This is a genomic window from Helicobacter sp. 13S00401-1, assembly GCF_002272925.1.
In the GTDB taxonomy this organism is placed as follows: domain Bacteria; phylum Campylobacterota; class Campylobacteria; order Campylobacterales; family Helicobacteraceae; genus Helicobacter_I.
Window position 1 is genome coordinate 44,226 of the sequence record NZ_MLAR01000006.1, and the last position, 19,001, is coordinate 63,226.

Here is a 19,001-nt window from a genome sequence, read left to right on the forward strand (position 1 = left end):
AAAGCCCTTATCTTGCTTCAAAGATAAAAGGCTTTATTAGATTACACTTTGCTACTTTGTCATTTAGCACTTTTATATTAAGTGCCTTTGTTAGTCTTATAGCCTCATCTTTAAAGATCGCATTTGATGCGTAGGCTTTGATGATTTCTATCTTGCCTTTATTTAGTTTGAAGCTAACTTCAGCCTTATAGCGTCCTTTAAGACCTAACATTTTTGCTTTTCTAGGGAACTCATAGCTTTGCTTTGCATCTATAACTTTAAAGCCTTTATCTTCTTGACACATATCAGTTTCACTTGCACCATTTTTACCATAGCCTGCTTTTAAAGCCTGGCTATTTAGTGTTGCAAGCTTTGAAGTTTTATTAGCCAACGCTTGTGTATTTTCTATCTTTTCACTTTCTACATTTTTATTTTCTGCCTTTTTATTTTCTAATTGCATGGCCTCTTTTACTTGAATATTTTTTGTCTCTTTTGGTTTTATAGAATCTTTTAGTACTTCTTTTGGTTTGTACTTTTTATGCTCTTTATGAGTTTGTTTTTTGTGTGTATGCTTTTTATTAGTTTGTACTTTGTTGGTTTGAGATCTTTGGGATTTTGGAGTGGACTTAGATTCTATATCTTGTCTTCCTAGTCCACTATCACTTATAGTTACTTTTAGTTCTTGCTCTTTGCCTTTTAAGCTCTTGCTTTCATTAAAAAAAGGCAAAAACAAAAGACTTAGGTTTATAACCAAAGAAGCAAGGATAAATCTCATTTAATAAACTCTCCATGAAGCTTTTCTATCTCATCAACTATCCTTGGGCTTCCTCTAAGCATGGCTGATTGACTAACTACAAAAATCTTATTGTTTTTAGCAGCCTTTGTATTAGCTAAAAGTGGATGCTCGCTTAAAAAGCTTTTAACACTGCTTGCCCCTGCTATGACCATAAAGTCTGGGTTTTGTTCTATCAAAAACTCTGGCGTTATGATGGGCGTTTTGCCACTTAAGTTATCAGCTAGATTCTTAACCCCTAAAGTTTTAAAGATATCATCAGGCAAGGTTCCTTTACCAAAGGCCATTAGGTTAGCTGTAGCATAGAAAAATACTGCCTTTTTATTAGTTAGCTTATCCTTACTTAGACTTGCTAGTCTTTGTTTGTAGCTAGCTAAAAGCTTGCTTGCAGCTTCCTCTTTATGACACATAGCCCCAACCATGCTTATGCTTTTATAAATGTCTTCTAAGCTATCACTAGGCATTTCTTCATGTTTTATTTTTAATCTATCAAGATCTGGGATGATAGAGCTTGAGCCAAAGCTAGTTATGACCATGCTAGGAGAGAGAGCTACTATCTTTTCTAAATTAGGCTTCATATAAGTGCCTACGCTTAAAAGCTTATCAGTCTTATCTTTAGGCCATATCTCACTACTTTGCGTTTTAGCAATGGCAGCTATTTTATCCTCGCACTTAAGCATGTAAAATATCTCTACGCTAGCTGGATTTAGCACCACTACTCCTTTTCCAAAAACTACACTTAAACCAAAAAGCGTTGTTAAAAGTACTTTTTTCATTTTTACTGTCCTTTATTTTAAAGTTAAAGGGCTATTACAACAGCCCTATTTTTATAATGCATAATCTCACACTCCAAGTCATAAACTTCTTTTAGAATCTCCTTTGTTAAAAGCTCATTTGGAGTGCCCTTATAAGCTATATGTCCATCTTTTATCATCAAAACCTCATCACAAAGCAAGGAGGCTAGATTTAAATCATGAAGTATCACTACACCTACTATATTTCTTTCTCTAATTATGTTTTTACATATTTTTAGAATCTGCACACCGTAATTTAAATCTAACGCAGAAGTTGGCTCATCAAGTAAAAGCACTTTTGGGCGACTTACTAAAGCACGCGCAAGCATCACTCTTTGAAACTCCCCTCCACTTAAAGAAAAGGCTATGCGACCTTTAAAACTCTCCAAGTTTAAAAGCCTCATAACATCTTCTACTTCTTTATAGTCACTTTTCATATAGCCCATAAAGCCACTTTTAAGATTAGAGTAACGCCCCATTAAAATCACATCTTCTACTAGTAAGGGCATAGCAAGCTCACTTTTTTGAGGCACAAAACCTATCATTGAACTAAGCTCTTTAAGACTATATTCACTAAGTGCTTTTTTTTCTATGTGTATAAGTCCAGCACTAGGCTTATAAATATTAAGTATGTTTTTTAATAAAGTGCTTTTCCCACAGCCATTAGGCCCTAAGATTCCAACAAAGCAGCCTTTTAAGGCTTTTAAATCAATACTATTTAGAATCTCTTTTTTACCAAAAGAAAACTTTAGCCCTTCGATATCTAAACTCATCATCTGCCTCTATTAAAAAGTGCTAAGAAAAGGAAAAATGGCGCACCAAAAAAGGCAGTTACTACGCCTATTGGAATCTCAGTTGGAGCAAGCACACTTTTTCCTATGTCATCACTAACTAGCAAAAACAAAGCGCCAACAAGAGCTGAAAAAGGGATAATGACTGCATTATCTGAAGTTTTAAAAAGCAGCCTTATAGTATGGGGGATAATTAGTCCTACAAAGCCTATCATCCCCGTAAAAGCTACACTAAAACTAACTGCAAGGGCTGAGACTATCAAAAGATGTTTTTTAGACTTTTCTACATCAACACCCAAACTTTTTGCCTCACTATCCCCACTTAAAAGCACATTTAGCTCATGCCTTTTAGAGTAAAAGTAAGCTAGTGTTAAACAAAGTGGGATGATGATAATCCCAACTTTTCCCCATGAAGCCCCACCCATATAGCCCATCATCCACGCTACTATCTTAAAGCTATCTTCTCCTATCATATAAGTAGCAAAGGAAGTAAAGGCTCCAAGGAAGGAAGAAAACGCTATGCCTATGATTAGCAAAGTCGCTATGCTTCTTGCTCTAACATACATTTTAAAAATCACTAAAGATAAAATTGCCGAAAAGATAAAAGCAAAGATTCCATAAAAGATATCTGGGAGCTTTAAAAAGTAGGCTACCACCGCACCAAAAGTAGCTGAACTTGCTATACCTATAATGTAAGGATCTGCTACTGGGTTTAAAAACACACTTTGAGTGACTACCCCACTAGTGCTTAAAAGCATACCTATTAAGATAGCCATCACTATGCGAGGTGCCCTTATGTCAAATAAGATTATTTTGCTAGATTCATTTAAAGTGCCAAAGACTGCTTTCCACATCTCTTCTAAGCCGATATTTGCCCCTCCTAAGTGCATGGAAAACAAAGCCACTACTATAGTAAGCACAAAAAGAGTAGCAAAATATATCCTTTGTCTAGAAGTCATACCTTGCCTCGATGTAATAGCTTCTACCATCAGCTACACGAAAGGCATCTCTTGCAAAGTCTGCTGCTATAAAATACTCAGTATCAAAGAGATTATTTATCCCACCTGTGATACTAAAGCTTTTTATTTTATATCTAACGCCTACATTAGTTACATTATATGGAGCTATCTTATCGCCACTTGAAAAGATTTGCTTGCCATAAAAGATGCTATCAACAAAGGCTATTAAATCCTTTCTTAAGTTATAGTCTGCTCCTAAGACTATCTTATAGTCTGGGACGTTTGGAACTCTAGCGCCTTTTTTAACCCCTCCTATATTCATATTTCCTATGCTACTTACTACAGTTTGTTTAATCTCTGTGTATATGTAGCTAATGCTTTCACTTAACCTTAAAGTATCTGCAAGCAAGCTTTGTTCTGAGTAAAGCTCAACTCCAGTGCGCAAAGTTTTGCCAATGTTATAGTGTGTAAAACAGCTTGGTGGGCTACACTCTGGTGTAAAAGGAGTAAAAATCTCATTTCTACTATCTGTATAAAAAGTACTTATACTAAAAAACTGCCCAAAGATAAGATCTTTTAGTCCTAGCTCAAAAGTATCATAGGTTTCAGGCTTTATATTACTAGGTGAGTAACCTGTAGTTTTGCTTCTATTTAGCATCTTATTAACTGGAGGGGAAGTAAAACCTCTTTCGTACTTAAAGTAGACATTACCTGTATCTCTATACTGGATGCTTGGAGTAAACTCCCACGCATAGTTATTTAAAGCTCTTTTATCTCTAAAAGCAGAAGTTGCAGGTATAGTCGTACTGCCATTGCTACCTCCAGGAAAAGAGCTTTGTGGCTTTGCAGAACGCCTACTATCATAGTAGGCATTTTCATATCTAAACCCAGTAGTTAAAGATAGCCAGTCTACATAGAGGTTAACTTTGTTAAGCAAAAAAACTGAATTACTTAGCTTTAAGACTGGATCGCCTGTAGCACTACCACCATCATTATAGATAAGATCATAACCACCTATAAGATTACCTATCTTATAGTCATATTTAAGCTTATTTCTAGATCCTATCTTTCTATCTACAAAGGCATTAGGATCGTTTGCAAAGTTATAAGAACTATCTTGGAAAAAAGGCATGATATTTACTTCGATATGGCTTCCAAACTTGCCTGTATAGCTGACATTTAAGTTAGTGTTTTTAACTAGTGTTTTATCCACTCTGCCATTATCACTGCGCCTATCTTTTCTTAACTGCTTTGAAGTAGCATTTCCTGCTATAAAACTTGTACCTCCAAAGCTAGAAAATATAGCATTTATAGAGTGGTTTTCATTTATAGCATAGTTTAGCTCAGCACTGCCATATAGCCCAGTTTCTTTATCTCCATATCTATAGCCTTGGTTATTATAGGCATTAAAACTTAGTTTATAAGAAAGCTTATCTTTGATGATGGGCCCTCCTACGCCAAACCAGCCATTTATCTGCCCAAAGCTTCCATATCTTGCAGTTGCATGTGCATAAAACTTTTTAGCTCCAGCCTTAGTTATGATATTTATAACACCACCTTGAGTGCCATTACCATAAAGCACTGCTCCACCACCAGGAATGATTTCTATCTTTTCTATATCATCTATAGAAAAAGAATTTATTGGTATAGCCGTATGAGAGCTATCATTTAAGTTAGTTGAAACGCCATTTACCATAACTTGCACATTAGATGTTGCCCTACTTCCTTGCCCTCTCATATCTATACTAGACCCAAAAGCTGTTGGCACTAGTGTGATGCTAGGGGCACGCTGTAAAACTTGCTCTAAGTTATTTTCGCTACGCTTTTTGATATCTTCTTTTGTGATGACATTAACATTACCTACTTCTTGACCTATAGTTTCTTCAAAACCAGTAGTTGATATAACGCTAGTTTCTAGCCTCGTATCAGCATAAATTACACTAAAGAGTAGTGCACTTAATATACAAACTCTGCGCATATTTGTTCCTTACTTATCTACTTGTATATCTAAACTTATATTTGATACACCATTACTTTTTAAAGCAGTCATTAACATCACTATACGTCCATAGCTTAGGTCTTTATCAGCACTTACATGTATAGTTTCATAGCTATTTAGATTTAGTGATCTTAAGGTTTTACTTAACTCATCAAAGCTTGTAGCTATAGGTTTTTTGCTTCCTATGACTATTACAACTTCACCATTTTTTTGATAAAAGATAGTTACATCTTGTTTTTTATCTTTTTTAAAAGACGCCTTGCTTTTAGGGAGGTTTACATCAAAGCTTTGATTTTTCTTAAAAGTAGTAGTAAGCATGAAAAAGATAAGTAGTACAAAGATGACATCTATAAGATTTAATATAGATATGCTTTGCAAGCTCCTTCTTCTTTTTACCCTACTCATAAGCCCTACTCATAGTTTTGACCTTGTTTAGATTCCATAGAATCTAAACAAGCCGCGTTTTGATAATCAAGCTTAGGACATATAAATTCCTTACTAAACCTTCTTAAAAGCAGCATCTCAAGTCTGTCTAACTCACTAATAATTGAATCATTTTTCTTGCCTATACCTACATGGATGATTAATACTGGCACTGCTACTATTAAACCAAAAGCTGTTGTATAAAGTGCCTCTGAGATCCCACTAGCAACACTTGCGGTATTTTCTATATGACTTAGGGCGCCAAAAGACCTTATCATCCCAACTACAGTCCCTAAAAGCCCAAGCTGTGGGGCAGCCCCCACACAAACTCCTAATATCCACCCGCCTTTTTCAAATCTAGCTATTTCGTCATTTATAGTTATATCAATGTTATATTTAAGCTCATCTACATCTAAACTAGATTTGCTTTTTAAACCAACCTCACTTTGCAAACTGTCCATAAATAGCAAAGTAGACTTCGCAAGTGGGTTTTTATACCTCTTACAAAAATTTATAATTTTTTTAATATCACCTTCAACTATAAGGTTTGAAAGACTGGCTTTAAACTTCATAGTTAAGTCGCGATTAATAAACATATAAAAATATAGTTTTTCTAATATCACAGCAAGGGCAGCTATAGCTAATATAAATATAGGCCACATGAATAATCCACCAACTTGCATGTAATACAACAATGCTCAATCCTTTATATTAAGATTAATATTAATAATCATTACTAATATAAACTTAATCCTTTATTAAGAAACTTATTTTTAACTAATAATATTTTTGCTACAAAACTAAAGTTTACTTGCCATATAAAAAACAAAACTTTTTTAGATTCTATATTTAATTTTAAGTATAATTATTATTATTAATATATAAAGGAGACGCTATGGAAAGCCTTAAAGATAGGGTTGATGAACTTTTCAAAGATAAAAAGATGTCAGTAGTACAAGCAGCAGCAAAGTTAAAAGTCCCAGAATATGAAATCTTATCTCTTAGAGGAGGTGAAGAGTTTAAAGAGGTTAGTGGCTCTAAACTAGATGAAGTTTTAAAAGACTTAGAATCTTGGGGCGAGCTAATCTTTTGTAAAAATACACCTGATTTTATTATGGAGTTTAAAGTAAAGGTAGGCAAAGTAGCAAATGATAATGGCTACTATAACTTTAGTTGCAAAAGTGGCTTTTTAGGTGGGCATCTAAAAGAAGATTCTGTTAAAAAGATAGGTTTTGTGTGCACCACTTTTATGGGCATGCTAGGCTATAGTGTGCATTTTTATAATGAAAAACATGAAACTATCTTTAAGTTTTATATCACTCGTGATGAAAATATGCTGCTTAATCAAACACAGATAAAAAAGTTTGAAGCCTTGAAAAAAAGACTATAAACCTTAGGCTTAAGTGTATAAAAAATATAACTTTAAAATGCTATGAGAAGATTTATAGCATTTTTATCTTGCAAACTTGTCATATTTTTAAATCATATAGCGTGCGCAGTATTACTCTTTTTATAATTTTTACAAGCCATCATTACAAAGGGTGTGTAAAACGCCCTGTGGCAAGTACCAGATAAGCACTTAAGTTTTTTATTACATAGAATCTACTTTTATAAATTTCTATTTCTTTGGCAAAAGGGATAAAGGGACCTAATTGTGAAGCGGTCCCCTTATCCCCTGTAGTCCCCGCACGCTTGTTTTTGCTAATGCAAAAACGAAAGGTAAAGATTACCAAGTAGATGATTACATAATCTCCTGGCACATGACTCAATACAGTGAAATGTTTGGTGAAGCACTACTCGAGCCCGTTTCGTGGTGCAAAAAAGCGGAAGCAAGTAAGCAGTAGTGCTTACGCCGTTTTTTTTGCTAGAAACGGAATTGAGCCAAGGCTCTCCCCTTGATTGCCGAAAAAGAGCCTTTTTCACAGGTTTTGTGGGAGTAAGGAGGGGTTAAACCCCTTTTTCAAGGAAGCTTCGCTTTGGTTAGAAAAAATCTACAAATAATAAATAATATGAAAAAGAAAGTGTTGAAATAAAGTTTTAGTTAATAGCATAAAAAGAGTGAAGTTGCCTATATAAAACTAATCATTACAAGCATCATAAATACAACTATGGACAAGTCACAAAAAACATAAAATAGCTATAATAAAGCAGTATTACACAAAATTTTGGGTTTAGATTATAAAAAGACTTTAAGCCTTATATGATAGGTCTTACTTAAACTTTTTTTTGGTTTTTGGGTTATAGTCTATTAAGTGCCCTTTTATGTTTCATAAAGGATGTTGATGCATTTTATAGTTCAATTTAAAAATAAGCTTATAAGCATACTTCCAGGCTTGATAATATCTATCATCATAGCAGCTATTAGCCTGTATCTTGCACGCTTTGTACCAAAGCTTGGCGCTGCTACTGTGGCCATATTTCTAGGTTTGATACTAGGGAATTTATTCTTAGGGAAAAAAGTCTTTCAAAGTGGCTATAAGTACTCAGAATCTAGTCTTTTAACCTACTCTATTATCTTACTTGGTGCAACTATAAGCGTTTCGACCATAGCACAAATTGGCGTAAGTGGTGTTGCATTTATTATCATACAGATGATAGTTACTATCTTGGCTGTTTTATACATAGGCAAAAAACTAGGCTTTAATAGAAGCTTTAGTTTCATGATGGCTGGGGGGAATGCCGTTTGTGGCTCTTCAGCCATAACTGCCATATCTCCAGTTGTAAATGCAAACGATAAAGATAGAAGCATGTCTATAGCTATAGTAAATGTCACGGGTATAGTGCTAATGTTTGTTTTGCCAGGTATTGGCAAGATTTTATATGATTATGAAACCTTGCATACTTCAGCCTTGCTTGGTGGAGTTTTACAGTCCATTGGTCAAGTGGTAGCTGGTGGGGCCATGGTTAATGATGGAGTAAAAGATCTAGCGACTATTTTTAAGATAGTTCGTATCATATTTTTAGTAGTTGTTGTCTTAGCTTTTGGATACTTTTATCATAAAAGCAGCAAAGAAGTTATAAGCGAAGAAGAAGGCGCACTAAAGGCTAAAAAGATAGTTGTGCCTTGGTATGTTATAGGCTTTTTTGTAATGTTTGGACTGTTTTCATTTCATCTTATCTCACCTAGTGTCTCCCATGTTTTTAAGGTTATAAGTGGTTACTTAGAAGTCATAGCCCTTGCTGCTATAGGTCTTAGGATAAACATTAGAGAGCTTATAAAACAAGGTAAAAAGCTTACAATCTATGCTCTATGCGTTGGGATAGTGCAGATAGTTTGCGCCCTTATACTTTTAAGCTTTATATTTAAACTATAGAGTTTTTAAAGATTGCTTATTAAATGCCTAGTGGTAACACTCCATTAGGTATGAGTATATTTTTTTTAAGAAAGTTCCAAAGTAATTTTGCTAGAATGAATTACTTAGGCCCTAAATTATTCACATTATAAGGAAACTTAAGAACAAAAAACATGCATTAAGCAAGTGAATTTATAAGGGATGCAAATGCCAAACATGAGCTCCAAATCACGCAAAGAATCCTTACTAGCAGCCATTTTTTTAATGGCAACTTCAGCCATAGGACCAGGCTTTATCACTCAGACTGCAACTTTTACATCCTTGCTTGGTGCATCTTTTGCCTTTGCCATACTAATCTCTATAATCATAGACTTTATCATCCAACTAAACATCTGGCGTGTTGTAAGTATCACTAATATGCGTGCTTCAGATATAGCTAATGCTGCAATACCAGGAAGCGGCTACTTGCTTGCCATCTTAGTTATCATAGGTGGACTTTTTTTTAACATAGGAAATATTGGTGGTGCTGGTCTTGGGTTAAATATCTTATTTGGACTTGACCCTAAAGTTGGAGGCACTATAAGCGCTCTTTTTGCCATTGCTATCTTTTTATCAAAACGTGCAGGCATGGCTATGGATAAGTTTATAATCCTAGCAGGCATAGTGATGATACTTTTAACGCTTTATGTGGCCTTTAGCTCTAATCCTCCAGTGCTTACTGCTTTGCACCAAACTTTTTTGCCTGAAAAAATCAACTTCGCAACTATAACAACTATAGTAGGTGGTACAGTTGGTGGTTATATAACCTACTCTGGCGCACATAGACTGCTTGATAAAGGTATGGTTGGAGTTAGCAATATCAAAGCTGTAAATAAAGCAGCTCTAACTGGCGTTGCCCTAACTGGCATCATGAGATACATACTTTTTATAGCCATCTTTGGAGTTGTTGCTAGCGGGATAGTCCTTGATACAGTAAGCAAAAGCGCAAATCCTGCCGCACAAGCCTTTCAAGCTGCAGCTGGAGAGATAGGCTTTAAAATCTTTGGGATAATCTTTTGGTCAGCAGCTTTAACTAGCGTTATAGGTGCGGCTTATACTTCAGTTTCTTTTATTAATAGCTTTAAAAAAGGCTTAAGTGAAAGAAGTAAAAATATAGCCACAGTTATATTTATAGCCATCTCACTAATAAGCTATATTTTCATAACCACACCTCCTGCTGCCATGCTTGTTTTTGTAGGTGGGCTAAATGGACTAATACTGCCTCTTGGCTTTAGTATATTTTTATTTGCAATGTGGAAGAGAAAAGACTTAATGGGGGATTATAAATACCCTTTAGTGCTGTTTTATCTAGGGGTGTTAGTTTGCATCCTAACTTGGTATATGGGGATACAATCAATAGGGGCTATCTTTAAAATAATAAATCTTTAAACTATATCAAAGGAGAGATAAGTGGAAACTATAGACTTAAATAGTGACTTAGGAGAAAGCTATAGTGCTTGGAAGATGGGTGATGATACTGCCATGTTAGAAATAGTAAGTAGTGCAAATATTGCTTGTGGATTCCACGCTGGAGATCCAAGTGGAATCTATGACACACTGCAAGCTGCCATATCAAAAAATGTAAAAATAGGCGCACATATTTCTTATCCTGATAAAGCTGGTTTTGGAAGGAGATTTATAGATATAAGCTCTAAAGATCTATTTGCTGAAGTTATATATCAGATAAGTGCACTTGATGGCATGGCTAAAACTTTAAATGGAAAAGTAAGCTATATAAAACCGCATGGTGCTCTTTATAATAGGATGGCTACTGACTTAGAACACGCCAAAGTTGTGCTTGATGCTTTAAAGGCTTATAACCCTAAGCTTAAACTCCTAGCCCTTGCTAACTCAGCACTTATCAATTTTGCAAAAAACTTGGGGGTAGATGTGATAGCTGAAGCCTTTGCTGATAGGGCTTATACTAGTAAAGGGCATTTAGTAGCTAGAAATATTAAAGGTGCCTTGCTCCATGATGTAGATAAGATTTGCGCGCGTATGATTAAGCTTGTAAAGACTGGAGAGTTAGAATCTATTGAAGGTAAGAGCATTAAGATTGATGCTAGTTCTATTTGCGTTCATGGTGATAGTCCTGATGCTGTTGCTATAGCTAAGGCTATAGCTGTAGCCTTTAAACATGAAGATATATCTATAAAATCTTTTATCACAACTTAATACAACAAAGGATAGAGCATGGCTAGTGCTAATCAAACAAAAGCTAATGAAGCTAGGCTTAGATACAGAGCTGGAAGTGTAGAGCCAACTGCTGGAGTTGCTTTAGGGTACACACAGGCTAATCTTGTAGTGCTTCCAAAAGAATGGGCCTATGACTTTTTAGTTTTTGCTCAAAGGAATCCAAAACCTTGTCCTATACTAGATGTAAGTGATGTAGGAAGCTTTAAAACTTTCTTAGCTCCTAGTTCGGATTTAAGAACTGACTTGCCACTTTATAGAATCTGGCGTGATGGAAAACTATCTGAAGAACTTAGAGATGCTAGAAAAGCTTGGGATGAAAGAGATGATTTAGTAAGTTTTCTAATAGGCTGTAGTTTTACTTTTGAATCTGCCTTACTTGATGCTGGCATCAGTCTTAGACATATTGATCAAAACTTAAATGTAAGTATGTATCTAACTAATCAAAGCTGCCGTCCTGCTGGGCGTTTAAGTGGGAATCTAGTTGTTTCAATGAGACCTATAAAAGCTAGTCTTGTGCAAAAAGCTAGAGATATAACCGCCCTTTATCCAAGCGTGCATGGTGCCCCAGTTCATATAGGAAGTCCAAGCGAGCTAGGTATAGCTAGCCTTTCTAAGCCAGACTTTGGCGATGCTGTAGAGATAAAGAATGATGAAGTGCCTATGTTTTGGGCTTGTGGAGTAACACCTCAAGCTATAGTCATGGCTTCTAAGATACCTTTTGCAATCACCCACGCCCCAGGTCACATGTTCATAACTGATGTTTTGGAATCTAATTATAAAGTCTAAGGTATAAAATGCGTTTTTTACCCATAAATCTTAATTCATTTCTAATTGAGCTAAAAGATTTAAATGAAACTCTTAGACTTTTTGATATGCTTAATGAACTATCTAGCAAAGAGATAACTTTAATAATCCCAGCCATGAAAACGCTTCTAATCTCATTTAATAAAGACCTAACTACCAAAGAAGAGCTAATTAAAAAGATAGCAAGTTTAGATTTAAGTAAGAGTTTTTTAAAAAAACAAGATAGCAAAAAAGATTTAGTCACCATACCTATAACCTATGATGGAGAAGACTTAGAAGAAGTAGCTAGGCTTTGTAAACTAAGTGTTAAAGAGGTTATAAAACGACACAGTAGTAGTGAGTATAGAGTAGCATTTTGTGGTTTTACTCCAGGTTTTGCCTATCTTAGTGGTGGAGATAAAGTTTTAAAAGTACCTAGGAGAAAAAGCCCGCGCATTTCTATCAAAAGAGGTTCCATAGCCCTAGCTGATAACTTTTGTGGTATCTATCCAACCAACTCTCCTGGTGGCTGGCAGATAATTGGCAGTACTACACTTAGTATGTGGGATCTAAGTAAAAATCCAAGTGCTTTGCTTTTACCTGGGTTAAGAGTGCGCTTTGTAGATGCTTCTACTTTAGATTCTGCTTTAGATTCTAAAACTAGGTGTGATGAGACTATCTTAAGCTATGACATGATGCAGATAGATAAACTTGATAAAGCTATAGAGATAACTAAAATGCTACTTCCTGCAACTATTCAAGATCTCGGACGAAAAGGGCAAGAAAAGCAAGGAGTTTCTAGTGCTGGCGCACTTGATAGGGCCTCTTTTATAAGCGCTAATAAAATCTTAGGAAATGAAGAAAATGCTCCTTGTATAGAAATAGCCTTAGGTGGATTTAGCTTTAAAAGCCTAGCTGATATTAAGATAGCCATAACAGGTGCTACCTTGCCAATAACTATAAAACGAGATGGAGTTGAGATAAGGGCTAAAAGTTATAAGGTTTTAAAAATTCATAGTGGAGATGAGGTCATTTTAGGTATGGCAAGCCATGGAGTGCGAGCTTATATTGGCGTTTTTGGAGGGTTTAAAGTTAAAAAGATTCTAGGAAGTGCTTCAAGTGATACTTTAGCTAACATCAACCCTCTTCTTATTAAAGTTAAAACTAAGCTTTTTATAGATGATAATGCTTCCAAACTAACTCACACTCACATCAAAAAGCCTAGTTTGCTCCCAAAGGTAGGAGATATAGTAGTACTTGATATAGTACTAGGTCCTCGCACTAACTGGTTTAGCTATCAAACAGTAAGCGACTTTTTAACACAAGAATGGCTAGTAACTCCTAAGTCAAACCGTATAGGCATTAGGCTTTTAGCAGATAAATTAATTAAATCTAAGTTTGAAGATGAACTACCAAGTGAAGGCACGCTAAATGGAGCTATACAGATTCCTCATGATGGACAACCTGTGCTTTTTTTAGCTGATCATCCCATAACTGGTGGCTACCCTGTGATAGCTAATGTAGCAAACTATCATCTTGACCTAGCAGCACAGATACCAATTGGCGCTAAGATTAGATTTAATGTGATTGCTGATTTTGATGAGATTAGAGTAAAGTAAGTCTACTAGTCTAAATAAAGTGAGTAAAAAGATAAGATTTACTTTTAATGAAATCTAAGATTTCATTAAAAGTAAAATAGTACTTTAAAGCACTCTTAGAAATAAGGATACTTTAATAAAAAGATTTAAATAAAACTAATACTTACTTAGCAGGTTGTGCTACATCTTCAGCATTAGGATCTGGGAAATAGTGTCTACCACTTACCATTAAGTCAACTCCGCCATTTGGATACTTAACAGAGTTCCATATAACCATATAAACATGTACTGGTATGAAAAGCATAAAGCCCCACATACAAACATGGTGTATCTCTCTAACTACACTTAGTCCACCAACAAGAGGAGTAACCCAACCAAATATATCTCCTAAAACTTCACCAAGTCCTAGATGATAAACATTAGAGTAAAGCACAACTCCAGTTATAGAAACTAAAAATGTAAGCACAGCTAAACAGAAATAAACCACATACTGAATCGGGTTATATACACCTTTAATCTGTGGATGTTTAGATACAAAAAGGTAGTTCCCTAAAATCCCAAGCCAAACCTTACCACTAAAGATCTGTTTAAATGACGCGCGCTCACTTTTAGATGAAGGTGCAAATATATAAAGATACAGCCTAAAAAAAGCAGCACAAATCAAGATAAAACCAAAGATGATATGCCCACTTCTAATATAAGCTTGCAAAAACATAGTTGGCTTACCATCAGTCAAAGGCTGCAAAAATGGGAAGGCTATATAAAATCCTGAAGCTATAAGTATAATAATGCTTATAGCTCTCACCCAGTGCAAAAAGACAGTAGTACTGCCCATCATCACATCTTGTTTATAAAAAGTAGGTTGCTTCATACTTGCCTCCTTAAGACTTAGATTCTTGCCATGGAAGGATCTACTTTATAGTTACTTATCTCATTACCTTTAGTATCCACTAAGTGAACCGCACAAGCTATGCATGGGTCAAATGAGTGAATGGTGCGGATGATTTCTAATGGCTTAGTTACATCAGCTATCTTAGTTCCTATAAGACTTGTCTCATAAGGTCCTTTTTTGCCCGCTTTATCTCTTGGGCCTGCATTCCAAGTTGAAGGAACTACGCACTGATAGTTTTCTATAACTCCATTTTTAATGCGCGCCCAGTGACTAAGCATACCACGAGGCACATCACCTATATATCTTCCTTTATACTCTTTATCTTTATCTATAGAGTATGGGACACAAGTTGACTTATCTGACTTAAGGTTTTCTATCAAGGCATTAAAAGTAAGTATTCCGTAATCTGCGATAATCTTAGCTTCTATACCTCTTGCAGCAGTTCTTCCTAATGTGCTAAAGACAGCTTTTAGAGGAAGCCCAGTTTTTTTCAAAAAGTCAGTAGCAGTTTTTTCTACTCTTTCATTTTTGGCAGCCAAACCTACAACTAAAGATGCAAGTGGACCAACTTCCATAGGCATAGAATCATATCTTGGAGATTTAATCCAGCTGTACTTATCATCAGTTCTTAGCAGCTTAGAAGGCTCATTTTTACCGCTTAGTCCTATACTTTGTCCATCTACAAAACCTGTGTAGTTTGGATTAGTCTGACCATCATAAGGCTGTAAAGCTATCTCGTTAGTATTTTCATACTTATACCAAGAGTGAGTAACTTCTTCTTTGATTAAGTCTTCATTGATTGGATGAAGTTTGCTTATATCTCCATTTAACACTATCCCACTTTCTAGTAAAAAGTCATCACGCCCTACTCTTATCTCTTTTGAACTCATAAAGTTTAGTAAGTTACATCCTGCAGTTGCACTAGGTTCATTTACATAAACTTCTCCAGCCATGATAAGGTCTGGATAATAAGCCCTATTAACAAAGTCAGCGACTTTATCAAACTTAAACTTATACTCAGCCAAACGACTAGGGTCTAAAACATCCATTACAGAAGTTATACCACCAACTGTTAAGCTTTGAGGGTGAGGTTGTTTGCCACCAAAGATAGCCATCATTTTTGCTGCTTCTCTTTGAATCTCAAGCAGTTTTAGATAGTGAGAAAGCACTATCAAGTTTTGCTCAGGGCTAAATCTATAAGTAGGATGTCCCCAGTAGCCATTATTAAACGGCCCTAAAGCGCCTTTTGATACAAAGTCTTTTACTCTTTTTTGTACTGCAGTTAGTTCATCTTCACCAGCTGAGATTGGATTATCAGTATAAGCAAAGGCTAGTTTTGCAGCCTTTGCTGGAGAAGCGCTTAAAGCAGATACTACATCACACCAATCTAAACCGTGCAAAGTGTAAAAGTGCACTGTGTGATCGTGCAAGAAAAGTGCTTGATCCATCAAAGCCCTCACAAGTTGGGCGTTATAAGGTGGAACTATGCCTAATGCATCTTCAACTGCCATGATCCCTGCTCTATAATGGGAGTAAGTACAAACTCCGCATATCCTGCCAGCCAAAAAGCCCGCATCTCTTGGATCTCTTCCTTTTAAGATAGTCTCTATCCCTCTCCAAAGAGTAGAGCTTGAGTGGGCGTCTGTTATGACATTATTCTCATCTACTGTTACTTCTATCCTTAAGTGCCCTTCGATTCTAGTTATAGGGTCTACTACTATTTTCTTTGTCATCACTATCTTCCTTGTTTTTTAGAATCTATTTTGGTTTAGTTACACTAGATGCTACAGCATGCGCTGCTATGCCTATAACAGTTATGGCCAAAAGTACTATACCGGCAGTATCTGCGGTCTTATCAGCACCAAACCCTGCATAAGCTGTGCTATAAAGCCTATTACCTAAAGGCTCTTCAAAAGGACTCATAGTATCCCAAAAGTCTGGTTCACTACAGCCTATACAACCATGCCCCGCACCGATTGGCCAGTTAGTGTGAGTGTTAAACTTAAGTCTTGAACAGTTATTAAATGTATAAGGTCCCTTACAGCCCATTTTGTATAAGCAAAAACCATTTTTTGCATTCTCATCGCCAAAATGTTCTACAAACTCACCTGCATCAAAGTGGCCACGTCTTTCACAAAGATCGTGGATTCTATGTTGGTAAGCCCACTTTGGTCTATTAAAAGAATCTAGTGCTGGAAGAGAGCCCATAAGGATGTAGTTTACTAGGTTACCAACTATGTTTTTCTCACTCGGTGGGCAACCTGGTACATTTATAACTGGCTTATCTATCATCTTGCTTAGTGGCTGTGCATTAGTTGGGTTTGGATTTGCCGCTTGGACACCTCCAAAACTTGAGCATGTTCCTATAGCAAGGATGGCTGCTGCACCCTTTGATGCTTCTCTAGCTTCCTCAGCTCCAGTTCTACCTTGTGCGCCTATAGTTAAAAAATACTCATCTTTTGGTATACCACCTTCTACCATTAACACATAACGACCATAGTAGTTTTTCATAGCATCACGAAGGCTTTTTTCTGCTTGGTGCCCAGCAGCAGCCATAACAGTCTCATGATACTCAAGACTAATAAGATCAAATATTACAGAATCTATACCCGGATCTTCTGTCCTAAGTAAACTCTCACTGCATCCTGTACACTCAGCCATATGAAGCCAAATCACTGGCACTCTATTAGCCAACTCTGCTGCTTTCAAAGTAAGTGGCGCAAAGCTTGCAGGAAGGCCTATGGCTGCAGTCATAACAGCAGCCCATTTCATAAAATCACGCCTTGAAAAGCCACTTCTTTCTAAAGCCTCTGCTATATCTTTAGAATCTTCATCCTTATAGTAGGGCTTAAGTTTTGCTAGATTATTAAGTCTTTTTTGTATCCTTTTAAAAAGCTTAGCTTCTTCAGCTGAACTCATTTTAGACGGATTGGTGACTTTTTCTTCATTATCCAAACCTGTATCTTGCGGTGAAACTGGAGATATCATAGGGTCCCTTTGTAATAGAATCAAGTTAAAACATGCCACTAACTCTAGCAAAAATTACAAGAAATGCATTATGAAAGTGCTACAAGTTTGGTAGATTCTAGGACTAAAATGTTTAAAAAGGTAAATCAAAATTAATTTTTATTAAAACATGATAATGAGAATTTGCATTTTGTAAAAGATAAACTAACTATGACAGTCTATATGCCAAATCTAGCAGCATTTAAACACATGTTACTAACTGCTACATGACACAATGCAAGCCTTAGCTTAAAAAAATTAGTTTAATTACGCATAAATTTTCCTTTTTAGGTAATATTTTATTAATAATGATATGCAATAAAGGGCTGAAAGATTTTTTTAGCATTCAAAAAGAGCACAAGGAGATAATTATGTGGATTATGTGGTTTGTAGCGTGTTCATTTATCCTTATAGTTGTGGCTTTTAAGATAGTTGTTAGCTTGTTCAAGTTTGCATTTTGGGTTAGAGAAGACATTAAACTGGCTAAAAAAGATCACTATGAAAAACATCCTGAAGATAAAGAGTTTCGTGATATGCTGTATAAAGACTTTTTGTTTCAACTATTCTATGTGTTTGGTGCCTTATTCATTCTTGTATTTTTATGTGCTTTTGTCAAAGGCTATAATCTTTGGTTCTTTGGAGCTATAGACCTTGCTTTTTGGATGGGTTGCTTAGTTAGGATTTGGAAAATAAACTCTAAGCATGCATTAATTTTGAAAAAAAGAAATGAAAAAAAAGACATTTTAAAACTATTACCAAAAGAGCAACAAATAATGGTATAGCAAATAAAGACCTTACTCCAAATAAAAAAACTCTTCAAGCCTTAAAAGAAAGCGAAGAGATTATAAAAGAGATAAAAGCAAATAAGCGTCATGGCTACAAAACTAGAGAGGAGCTAGAAAGAGCACTAGATGCTTAAATCTTATCTTTATGAGATTAGCTATACAAAAAGCTTTAAAAAAGACAGAAAAAACTAAGTAGTGAAGACAAGGAAGTAAACTATGCTAGTCTTAAGTAGATATATAAAAATATGAGATAGCAAAACTAGTGCGCATCTTGCATCCTAAAAAAGATACATCCTTTCAGATGTACGCCAAACCAGTAGATAAATCCAAGCTAAAAGGCAAAGTTTTAAAAAACTATGAAGACTTAAAGGCAAGAATGGGAGAAGTACTAAGCTTTGATAGCTATGAAGACTTTAAAAAAGACATACTAGACCTACTAGAAACACCAGAAGTAAAAGGCGTTTTTGACAGGCTTAAAGACAAGTAGGTGTAATCCTTTTGCCGACAAAAAAAGTTAATCTTTTTGTGAAAGAGAGCGGGTTTTAAAGGTTTTTGACTTTTAGGGCTTGTTTTCCTATTTTTTAACTTCTTGCCCTTCATCGCTTTTTAATGAATCTTTTTTAAAACTATGCCTACTATTTCACATCTTTTAAACTGTCTCATATAATACA

At 35.6% G+C, this 19,001-nt stretch carries 18 protein-coding genes; 8 read left to right on the top strand and 10 right to left on the bottom strand.

From position 1 onward, the window contains the following. Positions 1 to 7 precede the first annotated feature (7 nt). The 7 genes from BKH43_RS04540 to BKH43_RS04570 are packed head-to-tail and all read right to left on the bottom strand — an operon-like array spanning position 8 to position 6,421. Positions 8 to 754 (bottom strand): hypothetical protein, encoded by a 747-nt coding sequence (locus BKH43_RS04540; protein ID WP_095229028.1) that lies wholly within the window; start codon positions 752 to 754, stop codon positions 8 to 10. After that, a complete protein-coding gene (locus BKH43_RS04545; protein WP_095229030.1) occupies positions 751 to 1,548 on the bottom strand; it encodes an ABC transporter substrate-binding protein in 798 nt (265 codons plus the stop codon). The genes BKH43_RS04540 and BKH43_RS04545 overlap by 4 nt, the downstream gene beginning before the upstream one ends. Positions 1,549 to 1,571: 23 nt before the next feature. Next, a complete protein-coding gene (locus BKH43_RS04550) occupies positions 1,572 to 2,339 on the bottom strand; it encodes an ABC transporter ATP-binding protein (protein ID WP_095229032.1) in 768 nt (255 codons plus the stop codon). Continuing rightward, positions 2,339 to 3,316, bottom strand: a complete 978-nt coding sequence (locus BKH43_RS04555) for an iron ABC transporter permease (protein WP_095229034.1) — start codon at positions 3,314 to 3,316, stop codon at positions 2,339 to 2,341. Before BKH43_RS04555 ends, BKH43_RS04550 begins: the two co-directional genes overlap by 1 nt. Next, the gene (locus BKH43_RS04560) at positions 3,306 to 5,294 is read right to left on the bottom strand and encodes a TonB-dependent receptor (protein WP_095229036.1); all 1,989 of its coding nucleotides are present in this window, start codon (positions 5,292 to 5,294) and stop codon (positions 3,306 to 3,308) included. Before BKH43_RS04560 ends, BKH43_RS04555 begins: the two co-directional genes overlap by 11 nt. Positions 5,295 to 5,303: 9 nt before the next feature. Continuing rightward, positions 5,304 to 5,693, bottom strand: a complete 390-nt coding sequence (locus BKH43_RS04565) for a biopolymer transporter ExbD (protein ID WP_172402315.1) — start codon at positions 5,691 to 5,693, stop codon at positions 5,304 to 5,306. Between the two features lie 32 nt (positions 5,694 to 5,725). Further along, entirely contained in the window at positions 5,726 to 6,421 is a 696-nt protein-coding gene (locus BKH43_RS04570) for a MotA/TolQ/ExbB proton channel family protein (protein ID WP_253248051.1), read from the bottom strand. Between the two features lie 212 nt (positions 6,422 to 6,633). Here BKH43_RS04570 and hutX point away from each other — a divergent pair, with 212 nt between their 5' ends. From hutX to BKH43_RS04600, 6 genes are all read left to right on the top strand, one after another. After that, on the top strand, positions 6,634 to 7,128 hold the full coding sequence (hutX, locus tag BKH43_RS04575) for a heme utilization cystosolic carrier protein HutX (RefSeq protein ID WP_095229042.1): 495 nt from the start codon (positions 6,634 to 6,636) through the stop codon (positions 7,126 to 7,128). 892 nt (positions 7,129 to 8,020) lie between these two features. Further along, positions 8,021 to 9,052, top strand: coding sequence for a putative sulfate exporter family transporter (locus tag BKH43_RS04580; RefSeq protein WP_095229044.1), 1,032 nt, complete (start codon positions 8,021 to 8,023; stop codon positions 9,050 to 9,052). Between the two features lie 186 nt (positions 9,053 to 9,238). Further along, entirely contained in the window at positions 9,239 to 10,459 is a 1,221-nt protein-coding gene (locus BKH43_RS04585) for an NRAMP family divalent metal transporter (RefSeq protein WP_253248047.1), read from the top strand. Positions 10,460 to 10,480: 21 nt separating this feature from the next. Next, positions 10,481 to 11,245, top strand: a complete 765-nt coding sequence (locus tag BKH43_RS04590) for a 5-oxoprolinase subunit PxpA (protein ID WP_095229048.1) — start codon at positions 10,481 to 10,483, stop codon at positions 11,243 to 11,245. A gap of 18 nt (positions 11,246 to 11,263) precedes the next feature. Next, complete coding sequence (locus tag BKH43_RS04595) at positions 11,264 to 12,052, top strand: putative hydro-lyase (RefSeq protein WP_095229050.1); 789 nt, start codon at positions 11,264 to 11,266, stop codon at positions 12,050 to 12,052. Between the two features lie 8 nt (positions 12,053 to 12,060). Beyond that, positions 12,061 to 13,668, top strand: a complete 1,608-nt coding sequence (locus BKH43_RS04600; protein ID WP_095229052.1) for a 5-oxoprolinase/urea amidolyase family protein — start codon at positions 12,061 to 12,063, stop codon at positions 13,666 to 13,668. A gap of 142 nt (positions 13,669 to 13,810) precedes the next feature. Here the strand turns inward: BKH43_RS04600 and cybH are convergent, their stop codons facing one another. From cybH to BKH43_RS04615, 3 genes are read right to left on the bottom strand one after another with little or no spacing between them, the layout of a single operon-like run. Beyond that, complete coding sequence (gene cybH, locus BKH43_RS04605; RefSeq protein WP_095229054.1) at positions 13,811 to 14,518, bottom strand: Ni/Fe-hydrogenase, b-type cytochrome subunit; 708 nt, start codon at positions 14,516 to 14,518, stop codon at positions 13,811 to 13,813. Positions 14,519 to 14,535: 17 nt separating this feature from the next. Next, positions 14,536 to 16,272: a nickel-dependent hydrogenase large subunit gene (locus tag BKH43_RS04610; RefSeq protein WP_095229056.1), complete on the bottom strand. Its 1,737-nt coding sequence runs from the start codon at positions 16,270 to 16,272 to the stop codon at positions 14,536 to 14,538. Between the two features lie 25 nt (positions 16,273 to 16,297). Continuing rightward, positions 16,298 to 17,458 (bottom strand): hydrogenase small subunit, encoded by a 1,161-nt coding sequence (locus BKH43_RS04615; RefSeq protein ID WP_095229162.1) that lies wholly within the window; start codon positions 17,456 to 17,458, stop codon positions 16,298 to 16,300. A 458-nt stretch (positions 17,459 to 17,916) separates the two neighbouring features. Between BKH43_RS04615 and BKH43_RS04620 the strand changes: the two genes are divergently transcribed. Then, complete coding sequence (locus tag BKH43_RS04620; RefSeq protein ID WP_095229062.1) at positions 17,917 to 18,327, top strand: hypothetical protein; 411 nt, start codon at positions 17,917 to 17,919, stop codon at positions 18,325 to 18,327. 265 nt (positions 18,328 to 18,592) lie between these two features. Further along, positions 18,593 to 18,817 (top strand): hypothetical protein, encoded by a 225-nt coding sequence (locus BKH43_RS04625; RefSeq protein ID WP_095229064.1) that lies wholly within the window; start codon positions 18,593 to 18,595, stop codon positions 18,815 to 18,817. Positions 18,818 to 19,001 lie beyond the last annotated feature (184 nt).

What these genes read in the sequence shown, in the direction of transcription:
- BKH43_RS04600 (WP_095229052.1), top strand. Translation starts at nt 12,061, where the DNA reads ATGCGTTTTTTACCCATAAATCTTAATTCATTTCTAATTGAGCTAAAA.
- BKH43_RS04545 (WP_095229030.1), bottom strand. Translation starts at nt 1,548, where the DNA reads ATGAAAAAAGTACTTTTAACAACGCTTTTTGGTTTAAGTGTAGTTTTT.
- BKH43_RS04540 (WP_095229028.1), bottom strand. Translation starts at nt 754, where the DNA reads ATGAGATTTATCCTTGCTTCTTTGGTTATAAACCTAAGTCTTTTGTTT.
- BKH43_RS04595 (WP_095229050.1), top strand. Translation starts at nt 11,264, where the DNA reads ATGGCTAGTGCTAATCAAACAAAAGCTAATGAAGCTAGGCTTAGATAC.
- BKH43_RS04580 (WP_095229044.1), top strand. Translation starts at nt 8,021, where the DNA reads ATGCATTTTATAGTTCAATTTAAAAATAAGCTTATAAGCATACTTCCA.
- BKH43_RS04620 (WP_095229062.1), top strand. Translation starts at nt 17,917, where the DNA reads ATGTGGATTATGTGGTTTGTAGCGTGTTCATTTATCCTTATAGTTGTG.
- BKH43_RS04610 (WP_095229056.1), bottom strand. Translation starts at nt 16,272, where the DNA reads ATGACAAAGAAAATAGTAGTAGACCCTATAACTAGAATCGAAGGGCAC.
- BKH43_RS04550 (WP_095229032.1), bottom strand. Translation starts at nt 2,339, where the DNA reads ATGAGTTTAGATATCGAAGGGCTAAAGTTTTCTTTTGGTAAAAAAGAG.
- BKH43_RS04585 (WP_253248047.1), top strand. Translation starts at nt 9,239, where the DNA reads ATGCCAAACATGAGCTCCAAATCACGCAAAGAATCCTTACTAGCAGCC.
- BKH43_RS04560 (WP_095229036.1), bottom strand. Translation starts at nt 5,294, where the DNA reads ATGCGCAGAGTTTGTATATTAAGTGCACTACTCTTTAGTGTAATTTAT.
- cybH (WP_095229054.1), bottom strand. Translation starts at nt 14,518, where the DNA reads ATGAAGCAACCTACTTTTTATAAACAAGATGTGATGATGGGCAGTACT.
- BKH43_RS04555 (WP_095229034.1), bottom strand. Translation starts at nt 3,316, where the DNA reads ATGACTTCTAGACAAAGGATATATTTTGCTACTCTTTTTGTGCTTACT.
- BKH43_RS04615 (WP_095229162.1), bottom strand. Translation starts at nt 17,458, where the DNA reads ATGAGTTCAGCTGAAGAAGCTAAGCTTTTTAAAAGGATACAAAAAAGA.
- BKH43_RS04570 (WP_253248051.1), bottom strand. Translation starts at nt 6,421, where the DNA reads ATGCAAGTTGGTGGATTATTCATGTGGCCTATATTTATATTAGCTATA.
- hutX (WP_095229042.1), top strand. Translation starts at nt 6,634, where the DNA reads ATGGAAAGCCTTAAAGATAGGGTTGATGAACTTTTCAAAGATAAAAAG.